Origin of the sequence: Corynebacterium kroppenstedtii, from assembly GCF_016894245.1 — a bacterium.
GTDB lineage: Bacteria > Actinomycetota > Actinomycetes > Mycobacteriales > Mycobacteriaceae > Corynebacterium.
This window is the reverse complement of sequence record NZ_CP069792.1, coordinates 1,039,732-1,054,930: the sequence shown is the minus strand read 5'-3', so window position 1 is coordinate 1,054,930 and position 15,199 is coordinate 1,039,732. Positions and strand designations below refer to the sequence as shown.

Here is a 15,199-nt window from a genome sequence, read left to right as displayed (position 1 = left end):
TGGACCTACCGGAGCACCGTCAGTCCACCGGGAATTGGTGTAACGGAGCCCCCTGACAGAATCGAACTGTCGACCTTTTCCTTACCATGGAAACGCTCTGCCGACTGAGCTAAGGGGGCAACAACTCGCTGAAATCACGCGTAACAACAATCACGTATAACAGCGCAACCGTGATCTTGCGAAGCCTCACACAATGTAACCGACCAGAATCGAACTCACAAATCACCAGTTCAGAGGGTGCGGCGGACCGCAACCGAACCGCTCGCGAGAGACAGCCCGCTCATAATCCCCGCTCAAGATCCCCACTACGGGAAGCACCAAGCAAAAAATCCATTTGAGAAAATGCACCAACGACGACAAAACCCGCCGGGCTGCAATGCGTGTGCAATCCTGGCGGGATCATGGGTGCCAGATGATGGATTCGAACCAACGTAGGCAAAGCCGACGGATTTACAATCCGCTCCCTTTGGCCGCTCGGGCAATCTGGCATGCGCTCAGTTGAACGCGCTGCATACTCTACTACGAATACAGCCCCGGACAGCAAATCATCCCTTCACGCAGGACTTTTGCGCGGGTCCAATGTCGAGCATGCGTGGTTTTACCACACGCACTACCCCACACGCGCCATCGTAAAACCCAACAATGCGCGCAGAGCATTCGTCGTCGAGTTATCCGGCAGCGCCTCAAGCGCCTTCAAGGCAGCGTCGGCGTGCTCCTCCACTTTCGCCACCGTCCGCGCTCGCGCGTCCGTCGCAGCGATCAAAGCGAGCGCTTCTTCAACGTCGGCATCCGTCGACAAGGGGGAACGCAGCATCTCTCGGAGTCGCTGGTTCTCTTTCCGGTCGCCTTCCATCGCGTAGAGCATCGGCAGGGTATGCACACCCTCGCGCAAGTCCGTACCCGGCGTCTTCCCCGATTCGCTCGTGTCGGAAAAGATGTCGATCATGTCGTCGACAATTTGGAAAACCATGCCCAGGTGCTCCCCAAATGTAGCGAGCGCCTGCTGAATTGGGGCCGGTGTTCCGGCATGCATGGCCCCTAAAAAGCCTGCAGAACGGATAAGAACAGCAGTCTTCTCGTGGATCACATTTAAGTAGTGTTCAATCTCATCGCCAGAGGTCGCGCCGATTGTTTCGCGCATTTGGCCAGTGACTAGATCCCCAAAGGCTTCCGAGAAGTGCTTCACCGTCTTCACACCCAGCGACGCCATCAACCGGGACGCGGCCGACAGGATGAAGTCCCCCGCCAAGATCGCTACCGAGTTATTCCACCGGAAATTAGCACTATCGGCGCCACGGCGTTTTTCGGCCTCGTCCATCACGTCGTCGTGATAGAGCGTTGCCAAGTGGGTCATCTCAACGACGATGGCGGCTTTAATCACGTCGTCACACCCCGGCCTCTCGCCATAACGGGACGCGAGCAGGGCGAACATAGGGCGAATGCGCTTACCTCCAGCCAATGCCAAGTGCTTGACTTTGTCAGTGACGAACGATGCGCCCTGATCCAACTCACGGATAAGCAGTTTCTCGCATTTCTCCATCCCGTCGGCCACAAAGGAATTTAATTCGTCGTCGCCGAGGTCAATACTGGACTCCACACTACGGGAATCCAGGCCGGTAAACGCGCCACTCACGGCGTCGACACTGGATTCCACAGCACTGCTCTGTCCGCTGGTCATCGCACGATCCTCGTTCGTTGGGCATGGGTAGATGGTCACGAGCACGCGTCGCATGCACAATCCCGCACGCGGGTACGACGCAGCACGCACGAGCATGATGGTGGCTCGCGGCCGTTTAAAACAACGTGCCTAGCCTATCGCACAAAAACAAACCCACAGATATGGGCCGTCGACACCTTACGGTTTCGTCGCGCTATGGAGCGCCACGATGCCGCCGGTCAAGTTCCTCCAACCAACATCTTTCCAGCCCGAAGACTGAATGATCCGAGCTAAAGTTTCCTGGTCAGGCCATGCTCGGATAGACTCCGCCAGGTACACGTAGGACTCCGGATCCGATGACACAATTTTCGCCACCGCAGGCAGCGCCCGCATCAGGTATTCCGTATAGATCGTCGAGAAGACGGGGATAACTGGCGTTGAAAACTCACACACCGTTAAACGGCCGCCTGACTTTACGACGCGGGCCATTTCGCGAAGCCCAGCGGTAGTGTCCCCGAAGTTCCTAAGCCCGAAAGAGATGGTGGCAGCGTCGAAGGTGTTATCGGCGAAAGGCAGATTAAGGCCATCACCGGCAACTAGGGGCACGTCCCGATGACGTCCGGCTTTCAGCATGCCTAGGGAGAAATCACAGCCCACCACGAGGGCGCCGGACTTGGATAGTTCCGCCGTGGAGACGCCCGTCCCGGCGGCGAGGTCCACGACTTTCTCGCCGGGCTTCGGGTCGAGCCGCTTGCGCGTTGCTTTTCGCCACAGCGTGTCGATCCCGCCGGTCAGCACGGTGTTAGTTAGGTCATATTTCTTGCCGACGGCATCGAACATGCGCGCCACTTCACGGGGTTTCTTTTCCAACGTCGCTCTAGCCACGAGGCCCCAGAGTACCCGGTGAGTCCGTCTACGCGTACCGGTGCTCGCGCTCTGCGCGCCACCTCTCCAGGAGTGTCGGCCGGATTTCTTGCCCCATCGGGGACTCAATCGCCGCCTCATAGTGGCTCATCAACTCGTCACCAAGGCACTCCCACGTGCGCTTTTTCACGGAGTTTCGAGCAGCGACACATCGATCGTGATAGCCATCCGGTTCGAGCAAGCGATCAACCGCCGCATTAAGGTCCTGTTCGAAGGACTCCACCGGCAATAATTCACCATCGACGCCGTCGTCAATGAGGTCAATGGGGCCACCGGCTCTCGGCCCGATGGTGGGCACGCCCGACGCTAACGACTCTTGAACAGCCTGGCAGAACGTCTCGTATTCGCCTGGGTGGACGAAGAGGTCCAGGGAGGCATACACCTCCGCCAGGTCCTCCCCGTATTTCGCGCCGGTGAAGATCGCGCGTGGTAGCAACTCGCGCAATTCTTGGCTGTCCGGCCCGTCCCCGGTGATCACGAGTTGGATGTCGTCGCGGTCCTGCAGGGCAGCCAATCGGTACACGGATTTTTCTGCCGCCAAGCGCCCGACGTAGCCGACGATTTTCTGCCCATTGGGGGCCCATTGCCGACGCAGCGCATCCGATCTCTTCGTCGGGGAGAAAAGCTCAATATCGACGCCACGCGCCCAGTGGTACACGTCTCTGATTTTGTGATGGCGGAGTTCCTCAATGGTTACCGACGACGGCGCAAGGGTCCGTGAGCAGGCGTTATGTATTGTCCGTGTCCACTGCCACGCGGCCGAGGCCAGTGGTTTCATGTGGTAATTATTCGCAAACCCGGCCACGTCCGTCTGATAGACGGCAACCGTCGGAATCCCTAGTTGAGCTGCACCGAACGCGCCCGCGGCACCGAGCACGAACGGGCTCGCTGCATGAACCACGTCTGGCTTGTATTTGCGTAGTGCCCGCTTCACGGTCGGCGTCGGGACGCCGATGGGGAGCGAGTCGATCAGTGGCACCTGAACGGTGGGAACGCGAGCGATGGGGAAACCTGCGTAGTCCGCGCATTCATCTTGAACCTCGCGAGCACCCGGTGCGATCACAAGTGCATCATGACCGTGGCGGTCGCAATATTCCAGGACTCGGAGAATTGAGTTAGTGACACCGTTGATGTTTGGAAGAAATGATTCTGCAACAATTGCAATGCGCATACGACTTCTTCTCTTCCTCAATTCCCCGCCATAATGCGGTTATTTTTGCCGATAAGAAATGCTGTTTTATGCTGCCGATCATCTATCTCGGTAGCCATTGTATAAATTTTTCTTACGTTCGGCGCGTCGGTTAATCAACACTATTGCTCCCAAAGACAGAGCGATCGTCACGATAAATGTTGAAATCGCAGGTAAAAGAGATAATGTCCAGGTTCTTCCTTGGACTCGAACAGTGTCGGGATGGCTGCGCGAATACTCCACCCACACCTTCTGGCCGTCATGCAATCCGCCGGGATATAAAACTCCCGTGTTGGGGGAATGAAATTCTCCGGAGCTATCCCGAAATGAAATGGCTGTGCGCAACAGGCCGACGTGGTTCACCGTCGCGATGGCGGTTTCTTTATCTTTGTGCAGCTTAAAGTCGTTATAAATCGGTCCAGCGACCAACGTGGTACAGACCAGCGTCATCAGTAATGCGAGTAATGCGATGACCTGGCGACAGCGGCGGGCCACGGTATCGATTCGCACCTCAGCATCACCGCGGGACAGTGCCCGACGAGAATTTCGTACCTTGCCACCCTGAGGTTTCTCATCTCCGCGGGGTGTGGGCTTTTTATCCGCGTTCATGCCACGGGTTGTCATCGCGTTCACTTCGGTGTTCACCTCCCCGACGTCGTGCCCTAATCATTATCCACTTTCGTGTGGTCATTTTTGTGCTGTTCTGCCACCGTGCTTGGCTTTACTGCTGTGCTTGGCTTCACTGCGCTTGACGCCTGCTCACAACAGCAACGCGTCCTTCCAGGGATTCTATGGTCTGACGTCGGTGTGCACGGTCGCAAGCAGCTTCGATCACTGTGATTCCCTCGTACGGCTGACTTCCTTCATACGTTTGATCGCCGTACGTTTGATCTCCGTACTTTTGATCGGCACTGTCTCCATAGTTGACCCCCGCATCACCGAGTGGCATCCCCTCGGCATGACGTTCCAGCAGGGTGACCAGCTCTTCTGCAGTGTCAGCTTTCCGGTACGTCATCCCAAAAGCGTCACATATCGACTTGATGTTCACCTCGTGGTGAGTAGCCATGACACGCTCAAAATGGCTGCGGAGTTCCGGCTTCCCTGGCTCCAAAGCCTCAAAAATACCGCCACCCTGGTCATTCGCCACGACGATCAGAAGGTTTGACGGGCGTGGTTCCGAGGCCGCCACGTTTAGGCCGGTCGCATCGTGAAGGAAGGTCAGGTCTCCGGCGAGCGCCACGGTTCGCGGTGCACGCACACTGTCGGGCTGGGCGGCTTGCCGTGCGAGCGCGACACCAATAGCCGTCGATAAGAAACCATCAATTCCCGACGCTCCACGGTTGGAATACATTTCAACCCCATCAAACGGAGCGCCGACGAACGACAGGTCACGCACCGGATTCGACGCTCCCACCACGAGCGCATCGCCGACGTGGACAGAATCTGCTACGGCTGCGGCAACCGTTAGCCCGGTCATCCGATGGAGGGTGGGGGGCTGCGTATCGGCATGCGGTTCGGTGGGGGACGGTGTGTCGGGTTGTGCGGAGGAATCGTCCACAGGTTCGGAAAGCTGAGACTTCACAGCAAGATCGTCCACGAGGATCACCTCGCGCACGGCATCAGCAGCGGCCTGATCCACCGACCGGCAATGATCCACCCATCGTCGGCTTTGTGGCGCAAGGTCGATCTTCGTTGCGACCTCCCCGGCCATGTGAGCGACATCCGAGTAATCGCCGGGGTTATCCGCAATGACCGTAATCGGAATATCCGGCCTGGCCAAGAGTTTCGAGACATCCCGGTGCAGGGTCGGACGGCCCGTCACCACCACGTGATCTGGCGATAAAAGCGACAATGCCAATGGATGAATAGGAACATCAGGCACTGCAGCGGTGGGCTCCGCGATCGTGGGTACACTGCGGAGCGCGTCGACCTGCGGAGCATTATGGCCCGCAATGTGTAGAACTCGTGGCGAGGACACCTTCGCCCGCCCCACGAAGCGCGTCCAACTCCCTCCATCCGGTCGGCCCAACCGGTGTGCGGACTGGGCAGCCTCGTGTAGCTGGTCATCATCCGTCGGCACTAATGGGTTATCGAATGGCACATCAATGTGCACCGGACCGCGGAAGGGCAGCTCCACAGCAGTTGTGGGTCGAGCATCCTCGGGGACGCCAGCCTGCACCTGCATACGCACACCTGCCGCCGTCGCCGCAACCACGGCCCTATCGACGGCAGCGCGGATCTCCCGGTGCATCACATGCCAGGCATCACTGCGTCGAGTAGCGGTGTCGATCCCCTCTGTGCGCACGGCGGTATCTCGGAAAGCCGACCGCTGATCCACCGTCTGGTTCGCCCCCGTTCCCCACAATGGCCAGGGACGATTCGCAGACAACACCATGAGTGGACGATGCGACATCTGTGCTTCCACCATCGCGGGTGCGCAATGGGCCACCGCACTTCCCGACGTCATCACCACCGGGACAACATGGTGGCCGCCTGGGATCCCCGGCCGATTACGTCGCGGACCGACACCGGCCTGCGCTAAGCCCAACGCCAAGAATGCTGCGGTTCGCTCGTCGGTACGCATGTGAAGGGTGATCTCCCCACGTGCCGCTGCTTCGGAGAAGGCCAACGCTAACGGTGCCGAACGCGATCCCGGGCACACAACCACGTCCTGTACCCCGCAACGGATCAGCTCATCGACAATAATCGCCGCTGTCATGATGGAGGCAGGAACACCACCGGAACTACTCATGGAGAACGATTTTTCCACTTTGTTACTCAGCCTTAACCATCAGTCTTCATCAGCCGCACTTCCCGGCGCGCCCGACACACCCGTCGCGCGAGATTCGCCCGCGATGCCCGGCACGTGTTTCCATGCCGCCGCCAGGCGCTCTTTCCACCACTGCACCCTATCCTCCGGGGCACGATACCTCGCCAGCGCATCCGGATCCGGAGTTCGCGGCTCCACAGCCATCATTCCGTCGACAATGGGTCGTGAATCACCCACATCACCAGCCATCAGCGCACCCGTCGCCAGGCCTGCCGGCTGACTATCCACCGCCGAGGCCGCACACAAACCCGCATACATGCCGACAACCGAATCAATTGCCGACGACACCGTCACATCCACACCATGTTTGCGCGCCTCCTCTGCCACCGCGATCAAGGCGCGCGGACCGCCGAGCGGCGCGGCTTTCACCACGGCCACATCGACAGCTCCCATGCGTATAGCACGGTATGGATCCGACGCTTTACGTATGGACTCATCCGCAGCGATGCGAGCACTCAGCCCATCATCAGCCAAAGTTTTCCGCAGTTCAGCGAGGCCCTCAAGCCGAGGACACGGCTGTTCGACGTAATCCAAGGGCCCATCGCGGAGGAATCGACGCACGGCCTCATGCGCCTCCGCTACGGTCCACCCACCATTCGCGTCGACGCGGATGGTGATGTCCGGGCGGGCCTCGCGAACAGCGCGGACTCGGGCGCAATCCTCGTCGAGAGTCTGTCCCTTTTCTGCCACCTTCACTTTGACCGTCGATATTCCCGAATATCGATTAAGGAGATCGGGAACGCGATCCGGCTCGCACGCGGGAATAGTCCCGTTGACCGGCACCCATCCTTGCAATGATCGAGGTGGGCCCACCCATCCCATTTCCAGCGCTGAGGCCAGCCACATCGCAGATTCCACCGGACCATATTCCAGAAAAGCTCCCCACTCTGACCAGCCTTGGGGGCCGTCGATAAGCATGACCTCGCGTTGCATAATCCCACGGAACCGAATGTTCATCGGCAACTGGACAACATGTGCACGCTCCCACACTTCGTTGAGCGACGGACATGTCACATCACCCGGCCAACGACCGAGCCCGTATTGGCGAGGGAGCCCAGGTGACAACGCAGGTCGAGGATCAGAATCCGGCAGGTCCATGTGAGACATGACTTCTACCCTAACCACCAACCGGACATAACCACGTCGCCATAGCGACGCGTGGGCCGCCATGGCCACGCGTGTGCTGATTGTCAGTATCCTCATCGGTATGTCAGATGAACACTCCGCCAACCGTTCCGATACTGGCCAGCCGTTCAACCCCGAGCTATGGAAGCCAGTTCCCGGATTCACCGATCTCACCGACATCACGTATCACCGCCACGTCGGAACCGAGCGCGCCGACGGTATCGTCCGGATCGCTTTCGATCGGCCAGAAGTACGCAATGCTTTCCGCCCCCATACCGTCGATGAGTTGTACCAAGCGCTCGACCATGCGCGCCGCAGTCCCGACGTCGGCACTGTTTTGTTAACGGGCAATGGTCCGTCGCCGAAGGACGGTGGGTGGGCGTTCTGCTCGGGCGGAGATCAGCGCATTCGCGGCCGCTCCGGGTACCAGTACGCCACCGAGCACAATTCTGATGTCGAGCACGCCGACGCGTCGGGCGTCGATACTGCTCGTGCCCAAGCAGAGGGCGGGCGGCTCCACATTCTTGAGGTCCAGCGGCTGATACGCACGATGCCGAAGGTTGTTATCGCGCTGGTCAATGGTTGGGCGGCCGGTGGCGGGCATTCCCTGCACGTAGTCTGTGATCTCACGTTAGCCTCGCGCGAGCACGGGTTATTCAAGCAGACCGACGCCGACGTGGGGTCGTTTGACGCGGGTTACGGCTCTGCGTACCTGGCCCAGCAGGTCGGGCAAAAGTTTGCGCGCGAGATCTTCTTCCTCGGCCGGACCTACGATGCCGAGACTATGCACCGGATGGGCGCCGTTAATGAGGTCGTCGACCACGCTGAGCTGGAGAATGTTGCCATCGAGTGGGCGCGCGCGATCAATTCCAAGTCTCCGACCGCACAGCGGATGCTGAAGTTTGCCTTCAATCTTGCCGACGATGGCCTCATGGGGCAGCAAGTGTTCGCCGGAGAGGCCACGCGATTGGCCTATATGACCGACGAAGCGCTGGAAGGGAGAAACTCCTTCCTTGAGAAGCGACCTCCGCGGTGGGACGAGTTCCCTTACTATTACTGACCGAACCTCCCCCATTAGCTACCCCCGGAAAGTTAACGGAATCTTAACGCTGCCGCCACAGTTTGGCTGCTACATAGTCCGGGGAGGATACTTTCGCTGTGACCGAACTGATCATCCTCGTCATAGTGATCGCTACCGCGCTCGCGTTCGACTTCACAAATGGTTTTCACGACACCGCAAATGCAATGGCGACGTCCATTGCCACCGGTGCTCTCACACCAAAAGTAGCAGTCACATTGTCAGCGATTCTCAACCTCATCGGCGCATTCCTCTCCGTCGAGGTGGCAAAAACAGTCGGTAAAGGGATCGTCAATCTCGATCAGTTCAACCTCGATAGCGATACCGACGCGCACAAACTTCTTCTTGTCGTCTTTGCAGGCCTTATCGGCGGAATCGTATGGAACCTGCTGACCTGGCTGCTCGGGATCCCCTCCAGCTCCTCTCACGCCCTTTTCGGCGGGCTGATCGGGGCCGCGTTTGTCTCCCTGGGAATCGGTGGCGTGGCCTGGGCAAACATCCTCGGCAAGATCATCATCCCCGCATTGGCCGCGCCCTTCGTCGCCGGCGTGGTGTCCGCGTGCGGCACCTGGCTGATTTACCGCATCACCGATAGCGTCGAGGAACACAACAAGAACAATCACTTCCGCATCGGACAGATCGCAACAGCCTCGCTCGTGTCGCTTGCTCACGGCACTGGTGACGCTCAGAAAACGATGGGTGTCATCTTCTTGGCCCTGGTCGCGTACGGCGAAATCGATGCCGACACCCACATGCCTCTATGGATCATCGCGGCATGTGCCTCCGCCATCGCCTTGGGCACCTACACCGGTGGCTGGCGAGTGATCCGTACCTTAGGCAAGGGGCTCGTCGAAATCGACTCTCCGCAGGGCATGGCGGCAGAAGCCTCTTCAGCTGCAATTATTCTTACTTCCTCACACGCCGGCATGGCCTTATCGACGACGCACGTCGCGACCGGATCAATCCTGGGTACAGGCCTAGGACGTCGTGGCGCTGAAGTCCGCTGGGGAGTGGCCGGCCGCATGGCGACCGCCTGGGTCATCACTCTCCCCTGTGCCGCTGTCGTCGGCGCCCTGACATGGTTGGTGGCACATCTTGTCGGCCTAGCCACCACCGACTTCATCGGCGTTATAGCAGCTTTCGCCATCCTGGTGACCTTGGCTGGCTACATCTATCAGCAGTCCCGAAAGAACAAAGTGTCATCCCACAATGTCAACGCAGAGTGGGATGAAGACTCCAACTCCGTTATCCCCGCTGAAGAGCGAAAGGTCGCTCGGTAATGTCTACCCTCCATTCACTCCTCACCGTTCTCGTTGTCGCACTGGTTTTAGGAGCCGGGCTCCCCACACTGTTCTCCCTCGGTGTTCGCCTCGATGCTGCCGGCTCTGCTGAAGGACAACACAGTAAGGGAATAAGCCACATTTTGGCTTGGGTGATCTACGCGCTATGCCTGGCAGTCATCATCGCTGGCGTCCTATGGATCACCAACGCAACGATCGCTCACTACACAGGTATCAACATTTACGGCACGTCCGGCGGACACTAAAGGACCCTAGAGATGAGCACTGGTTCACACCCCACCTCAGAATCCACCCCGAACCGAAGATCCACCACCAACAACGAACCGGCTGCGTCTGGGACGTTTTCAGAGGCAACCCAACGGGCCATCGACGAACAACGAGAGCTGGAACATAAAAACTGGTTACTACGTTTCATTGAATGGTTACGCATTGGATATCCAGCAGCTGTGCCCGACGGTGACGCCGGTGCAATCATGTATGTCCTCAAACAAGATCTGAGAGAAGAGGATATCGACCGAATAGCTGCGACCATCGTCGCTAAGCAGGATGTTCACCGTGACCAGGGAGAACCTATAACCGAGCAGGAAATTAATCGGTACATTGAGACGACGATGTCCCAAACGCCGACCGAGGATGATCTTGTTCGAGTAAGGACAAAACTTCGTGATGGAGGCTTTGACGTCGCTGGTGCTTAGGGGCAGATTCCCCAGACCCGGTGCCTGAGGCTCATTACCTACGACACGATGCCTACGAGACGGAAACTCGGCTCACCCCACAGGTGGAGGCGCTGGAAAGTCATTTTTGCCTATCACAGTGACAGGATTTTCCTAGGAAATTTGAGGGTGTAGTCAATGCTTGACTACCCCAACAATTTCAACTAGTGTGCATTTTATCTAATTTCAGACGTAGGGCACCTTCACCCGACAGTTCCAACCGGAAGTCTTAGCTGACAGCTTCACTTGATACCTTCAAGCGACGGTTTAAGCGGACGCCACCAAGAAGCATTTGGGCCGGTAACGCCGGATAAAGAGGCTCGCGTACCACACTTTGGGAACCCGCATACGACCCCATAAAGGAGGGGAAGAAAAATGGCAAGCAGCATCATGCGTTTCATCAACTGGCTTCGCATTAGCGACCAACAATTCACCCCTGTGGACGTCGTTGGCCGTGCACATTCGGAGCATAACGGCCGTTCAGCGGTTGCACTTGCTGAGCCCGTTACCAAGACGAAGACCGCCGACGTGGTCAATCTCCTCGTCACCGAAGGGCACATTCCATCAACGGCTGCAGATGCAGCGCAGGCTTTCTACGCTGTTCACCAGCGCAAAGCATCACGCGAAGAGATCCATACCATCTTCGTAACGCTTGATAGCCTCGGTTTCATCGCCGACTAACACTTCACCCAGCCACTGGCTCACCCCGGTGGCTGGGTCTTCTTATGCCCTTCACTACACTTCCTCACCGTGAACACTCGGCCACTGGTACCACTACCCATCCCAACAAACACCACAGTTGCCGAGCTATATCCCCAGCTAGAACAAGCTTTACGCGGTGAAGCTTCACTCCTTCCCCTCCCAGCGAATGACCCACATCGGGCCACGCTCCTCCACGACGTCATGCGAGCTGGCGCACCTATCGACGCCACCATCGCAGTCATCCTGTCCACATCAGGATCAACCGGGGTTCCCAAAGGAGCTCAGCTCAGCGCAGCCGCGCTCGCGGCGTCGGCGTCGGCAACCGAAAAAGTCCTCGGCGGCCCTGGACAATGGCTACTCGCCCTACCCCCCGACCACGTCGCCGGGCTACAAGTCCTCTTACGATCCTTAGCAGCGGGCTATGAACCAGTGCTCATGGACGTCGCCCAGCCGTTTACACCAGCGGCGTTTGTCGACGCGATACATCATATGACCGGGCCACGACGATACTGCTCCCTGGTTCCGACCCAGGTCAGACGGCTAATCCAGGCACTCAAACCTAAGCGGGACACAGGTAGCTACTCCCCGTCAACGATTAGTGAGGCGGTCGGGCGATTGGACGGCATCCTCGTCGGCGGCGCACCGCTAAGCCCTGCGCTGCGTCGAGCGTGCGCAAATGTGGGGTGGACGATAATCACCACCTACGGATCCTCAGAAACCGCCGGTGGGATGGTGTACGACGGAAAACCCCTGCCAGGTACGTCAGTAAAAATCCAGCCTCTCGGGCCTTCCGGCGAGGGCCGCGTACTTCTCGGCGGGCCGACCTTGGCTGCAGGATACCGCAACGCTGAAGACCTTTTCGGATCATCGACTCACGTTGCACCGTCGGGGGAGCACGTGGGGAACGCCAATCCTTTTGTCGATGGCTGGTTTGTGACGGATGACATCGGAACTATCCACAATGAAAAGCTAGAGATTCTGGGACGGTACGACCAGGCCATCAATACGGGAGGTCTGAAAGTCCTGCCGGAAATCGTCGAATCCGCAGCTCGGCGGGCGGGTTATAGCGATTGCGCTGTACTGGGAATCCCCTCGGCGGAATGGGGAGAAAGCGTGTGCCTAGTGATCGAACAACCGCACGCCACCTCTCCGTACTTCCTCGACCGCGAAGAAACGCGACAAATTAGAGGGCAGCTCAACCTTCCCTCATATGCCTTACCCACCTCAACTGCGGTAGTTAGGCAGATTCCACTGCGCGGACCAGGTAAAACCGACCGCCACGCACTGCGGCAGATACTCAGTGCCGCGCAACACTAACTCGTTAACATGCACTAGCTTGCTTCAGGGCCGCGATGTCGTCATCGGTGTACACGCGGCTGGCCTGCACATCATTGCCGCCCATCCACACATTGCGGACGACTAGAGCCGCGTTGAACTGCGTCGTCGGGACAACCGCGAAATTTCGCTGTTGACCGAAAACTTGCCTGACTTTTGTGCCCGACCGCACCGCGCACGCGTGGAGCCAAATATCGTCGGCCTTGGGAGCGAGGCGTCGGAAAGAATCGCCCTGATCCACCACGAACTCCATAAACGGCAACGGATACAAAACCCCCGACACGCCCGTCGCCATATTCGCAATCGATGCCCTGCACGTCTTCACCGCAGGCCAGCGCGCATAAGGTGCCAAAGCCCCCTTCTTCACACACACCCGGTGGGCCCGGTAGGCGATCACATCATGCGGGCTCACATCCGCGCACTCCAGCAGACGCTCCAGCCACCATTCCGGATAAATAATGTCATCATCGGCCGTGGCGACCCGCAACGACAGTAAATCCTGGCTGGCCGAATCCGACGCCGCCGAGTCGCGTGCCGACGTCACTCGCTCGCGGAACACCGGCCAATATTTCGTGTGAGGTCCAAAGCTGCCATCTGAACAGCGAATCTGCAGGCCGCGGTCCACCAGCCGCTGGAGCCGCTCCGGCAACGGCCGCTCGTAGTCTTCCTTATCAAGCCACAACACAATGGGGGCCGACACTGTCCCACGAGCCAGCGACTCCAGGGTGTACCACACTTTATTCAACCGCGGGCCGTGGGTGGTCACCGAAATGGTCACCGGGCCGGATTGCGGAATCAGCTTACCGTCGAACTCATTGTGAACGCGCAGCGGAATCAGCCGGGCGAGCGTCAGGAAAAAACTGACCACTTGGCCTAAAAAATAAATGACCTGCTGCACGCATAATCCTTCCATGGCGGTATGAAACGAAAAATTCCCGACACACGAGCCTACCCGGCTCTCCTCCTCAAGCCCGCGATGCGTCACAATAGAACCATGCCCCACACTCCTGACCAGCCCAGCACACCGGACTCATCGCCCTCCAATAACGGCCCCGAGTTCGACGGCCACTCATCGTCACGACGTACCCCTCCACGCACTGTGACCGCCCATGATTGGCTCGAGGCCGCTCGCCCGCACACCTGGGCCAACGGCTTTGCCCCCGTCATCGCAGGCACGGGGGCCGCAGCGCTCACGGGGCAAGCGTCGATAATACGAGCGATCCTTGCGGCGATCGTTGGCTGGTTCCTGGTTATTGGGGTGAATTATGCCAATGACTACTCGGACGGGATCCGGGGTACCGACGACGACCGCTCCGGGCCATTCCGGTTGACCGCATCGGGGCTGGTGCAGCCCTATGGCGTCAAGCACGCAGCTTTTGTGGCGTTCGGCATTGCGGGCCTGGCTGGCCTGGTGTTATGTGCAATCAGTGGGCACTGGTGGCTGATCCTGGTAGGCGCTGCCTGCGTCGTGGCCGCATGGTTCTACACCGGCGGCAAACACCCCTACGGCTACCGGGGATTGGGCGAAGTGGCCGTCTTCGTCTTCTTCGGGCTGGTCGCCGTATTAGGTACGCAATACACACAAGCCGATCACGTTACCTGGGCAGGACTAGCAATTGCGGTCGCCATCGGCTCGGTCTCTGCGGCGGTGAACCTGGCAAATAACCTACGCGACATACCCAGCGACGAGGCCACGGGCAAGATTACCCTCGCCGTGCGACTAGGAGACCGAGGGAGCCGAACCCTGTGGTGCATACTCGCGGCCATGCCTGTTGTGGCGTCGGTACTGCTGGCCTTTATTGCTACACCTTGGGCCCTGATTGGGCTGGTAGCAGCACCGATTCTAGGCCTGGCTGCGCGGCCGATTGTTTCTCACGCAGAGGGGAAAGGCCTCATTCCTGTGCTGGGAATGACCGGGCGCGCCATGGTGGTGTGGGCCCTTGCCACCACACTCGCGCTCTGGTTGGGGTAGATGCGTTAATTCCTATTCCCGGTCTTCTAACTGGCTCTTGATGTATTCCTTGTGGGCGCGGCGTTGTTCATTCCACGTGGCCATTTCTGTTGTCACACGCCTACGCAGCCCTTTGAACAAAAACATGGACAGCGGCAGCGCCACAATCAAAGCCAGAAGGGCGCTAATCATGAGAGGCATCGGCGCTCCCACCAGGTAAGCGCCGTACGCTATCACCACCGTTAAGACGAAGAACAATAACAGCCGGGCCAGCCCATACAGCAGAATATCCTTCCACGGGCGGGTCGGTTTCTCGGTTGGCTGCGTCGTGTCCTCATTCACGTATGCCAGACTAGCGGTTCAGCCCGGCGCGAGGTCAACTAGACTCGACTCG

The 15,199-nt window shown here is 58.7% G+C and carries 15 protein-coding genes and 2 tRNA genes; 7 read left to right on the top strand and 10 right to left on the bottom strand.

Annotation, left to right across the window (positions count from 1 at the left end; genetic code table 11):
- Window positions 1-46 precede the first annotated feature (46 nt).
- The 8 genes from I6J23_RS04640 to I6J23_RS04605 all read right to left on the bottom strand — a co-directional run bounded on the left by I6J23_RS04640 (window position 47) and on the right by I6J23_RS04605 (window position 7,707).
- A tRNA-Thr gene (locus tag I6J23_RS04640) sits at window positions 47-119 on the bottom strand.
- A 287-nt stretch (window positions 120-406) separates the two neighbouring features.
- Window positions 407-488: transfer RNA gene (locus I6J23_RS04635), tRNA-Tyr, on the bottom strand.
- Between the two features lie 122 nt (window positions 489-610).
- The gene (locus tag I6J23_RS04630; protein ID WP_204582922.1) at window positions 611-1,633 is read right to left on the bottom strand and encodes a polyprenyl synthetase family protein; all 1,023 of its coding nucleotides are present in this window, start codon (window positions 1,631-1,633) and stop codon (window positions 611-613) included.
- Between the two features lie 222 nt (window positions 1,634-1,855).
- Window positions 1,856-2,542, bottom strand: a complete 687-nt coding sequence (locus I6J23_RS04625) for a demethylmenaquinone methyltransferase (RefSeq protein WP_204582709.1) — start codon at window positions 2,540-2,542, stop codon at window positions 1,856-1,858.
- Between the two features lie 28 nt (window positions 2,543-2,570).
- Window positions 2,571-3,752 (bottom strand): glycosyltransferase family 4 protein, encoded by a 1,182-nt coding sequence (locus I6J23_RS04620; RefSeq protein ID WP_204582708.1) that lies wholly within the window; start codon window positions 3,750-3,752, stop codon window positions 2,571-2,573.
- A 78-nt stretch (window positions 3,753-3,830) separates the two neighbouring features.
- Window positions 3,831-4,403: a DUF3592 domain-containing protein gene (locus I6J23_RS04615; RefSeq protein WP_204582707.1), complete on the bottom strand. Its 573-nt coding sequence runs from the start codon at window positions 4,401-4,403 to the stop codon at window positions 3,831-3,833.
- Window positions 4,404-4,509: 106 nt separating this feature from the next.
- A complete protein-coding gene (gene menD, locus I6J23_RS04610) occupies window positions 4,510-6,522 on the bottom strand; it encodes a 2-succinyl-5-enolpyruvyl-6-hydroxy-3-cyclohexene-1-carboxylic-acid synthase (RefSeq protein WP_204582706.1) in 2,013 nt (670 codons plus the stop codon).
- Between the two features lie 39 nt (window positions 6,523-6,561).
- Window positions 6,562-7,707, bottom strand: coding sequence for an o-succinylbenzoate synthase (locus I6J23_RS04605; protein ID WP_275431241.1), 1,146 nt, complete (start codon window positions 7,705-7,707; stop codon window positions 6,562-6,564).
- Window positions 7,708-7,807: 100 nt separating this feature from the next.
- Here I6J23_RS04605 and I6J23_RS04600 point away from each other — a divergent pair, with 100 nt between their 5' ends.
- The 6 genes from I6J23_RS04600 (at window position 7,808) to menE (ending at window position 12,836) form a co-directional block, all read left to right on the top strand.
- Window positions 7,808-8,785: a 1,4-dihydroxy-2-naphthoyl-CoA synthase gene (locus tag I6J23_RS04600; protein ID WP_204582705.1), complete on the top strand. Its 978-nt coding sequence runs from the start codon at window positions 7,808-7,810 to the stop codon at window positions 8,783-8,785.
- A gap of 98 nt (window positions 8,786-8,883) precedes the next feature.
- Window positions 8,884-10,083 (top strand): inorganic phosphate transporter, encoded by a 1,200-nt coding sequence (locus tag I6J23_RS04595; protein WP_046203206.1) that lies wholly within the window; start codon window positions 8,884-8,886, stop codon window positions 10,081-10,083.
- Entirely contained in the window at window positions 10,083-10,349 is a 267-nt protein-coding gene (locus tag I6J23_RS04590) for a hypothetical protein (RefSeq protein ID WP_204582704.1), read from the top strand. Before I6J23_RS04595 ends, I6J23_RS04590 begins: the two co-directional genes overlap by 1 nt.
- Window positions 10,350-10,361: 12 nt before the next feature.
- Window positions 10,362-10,799 (top strand): DUF3349 domain-containing protein, encoded by a 438-nt coding sequence (locus tag I6J23_RS04585; protein ID WP_204582703.1) that lies wholly within the window; start codon window positions 10,362-10,364, stop codon window positions 10,797-10,799.
- A gap of 393 nt (window positions 10,800-11,192) precedes the next feature.
- Complete coding sequence (locus I6J23_RS04580) at window positions 11,193-11,498, top strand: hypothetical protein (RefSeq protein ID WP_204582702.1); 306 nt, start codon at window positions 11,193-11,195, stop codon at window positions 11,496-11,498.
- A 69-nt stretch (window positions 11,499-11,567) separates the two neighbouring features.
- Window positions 11,568-12,836 (top strand): o-succinylbenzoate--CoA ligase, encoded by a 1,269-nt coding sequence (gene menE / locus I6J23_RS04575; RefSeq protein WP_239454999.1) that lies wholly within the window; start codon window positions 11,568-11,570, stop codon window positions 12,834-12,836.
- 4 nt (window positions 12,837-12,840) lie between these two features.
- Here the strand turns inward: menE and I6J23_RS04570 are convergent, their stop codons facing one another.
- Entirely contained in the window at window positions 12,841-13,752 is a 912-nt protein-coding gene (locus tag I6J23_RS04570; protein ID WP_239454998.1) for a glycosyltransferase, read from the bottom strand.
- 96 nt (window positions 13,753-13,848) lie between these two features.
- On the opposite strand from I6J23_RS04570, the gene I6J23_RS04565 reads away from it, so the two are divergent.
- Window positions 13,849-14,826, top strand: a complete 978-nt coding sequence (locus I6J23_RS04565; protein ID WP_239454997.1) for a 1,4-dihydroxy-2-naphthoate polyprenyltransferase — start codon at window positions 13,849-13,851, stop codon at window positions 14,824-14,826.
- 12 nt (window positions 14,827-14,838) lie between these two features.
- On the opposite strand, the gene I6J23_RS04560 is transcribed toward I6J23_RS04565, so the two are convergent.
- The gene (locus tag I6J23_RS04560; protein ID WP_204087591.1) at window positions 14,839-15,147 is read right to left on the bottom strand and encodes a DUF4229 domain-containing protein; all 309 of its coding nucleotides are present in this window, start codon (window positions 15,145-15,147) and stop codon (window positions 14,839-14,841) included.
- Between the last annotated feature and the right edge of the window lie 52 nt (window positions 15,148-15,199).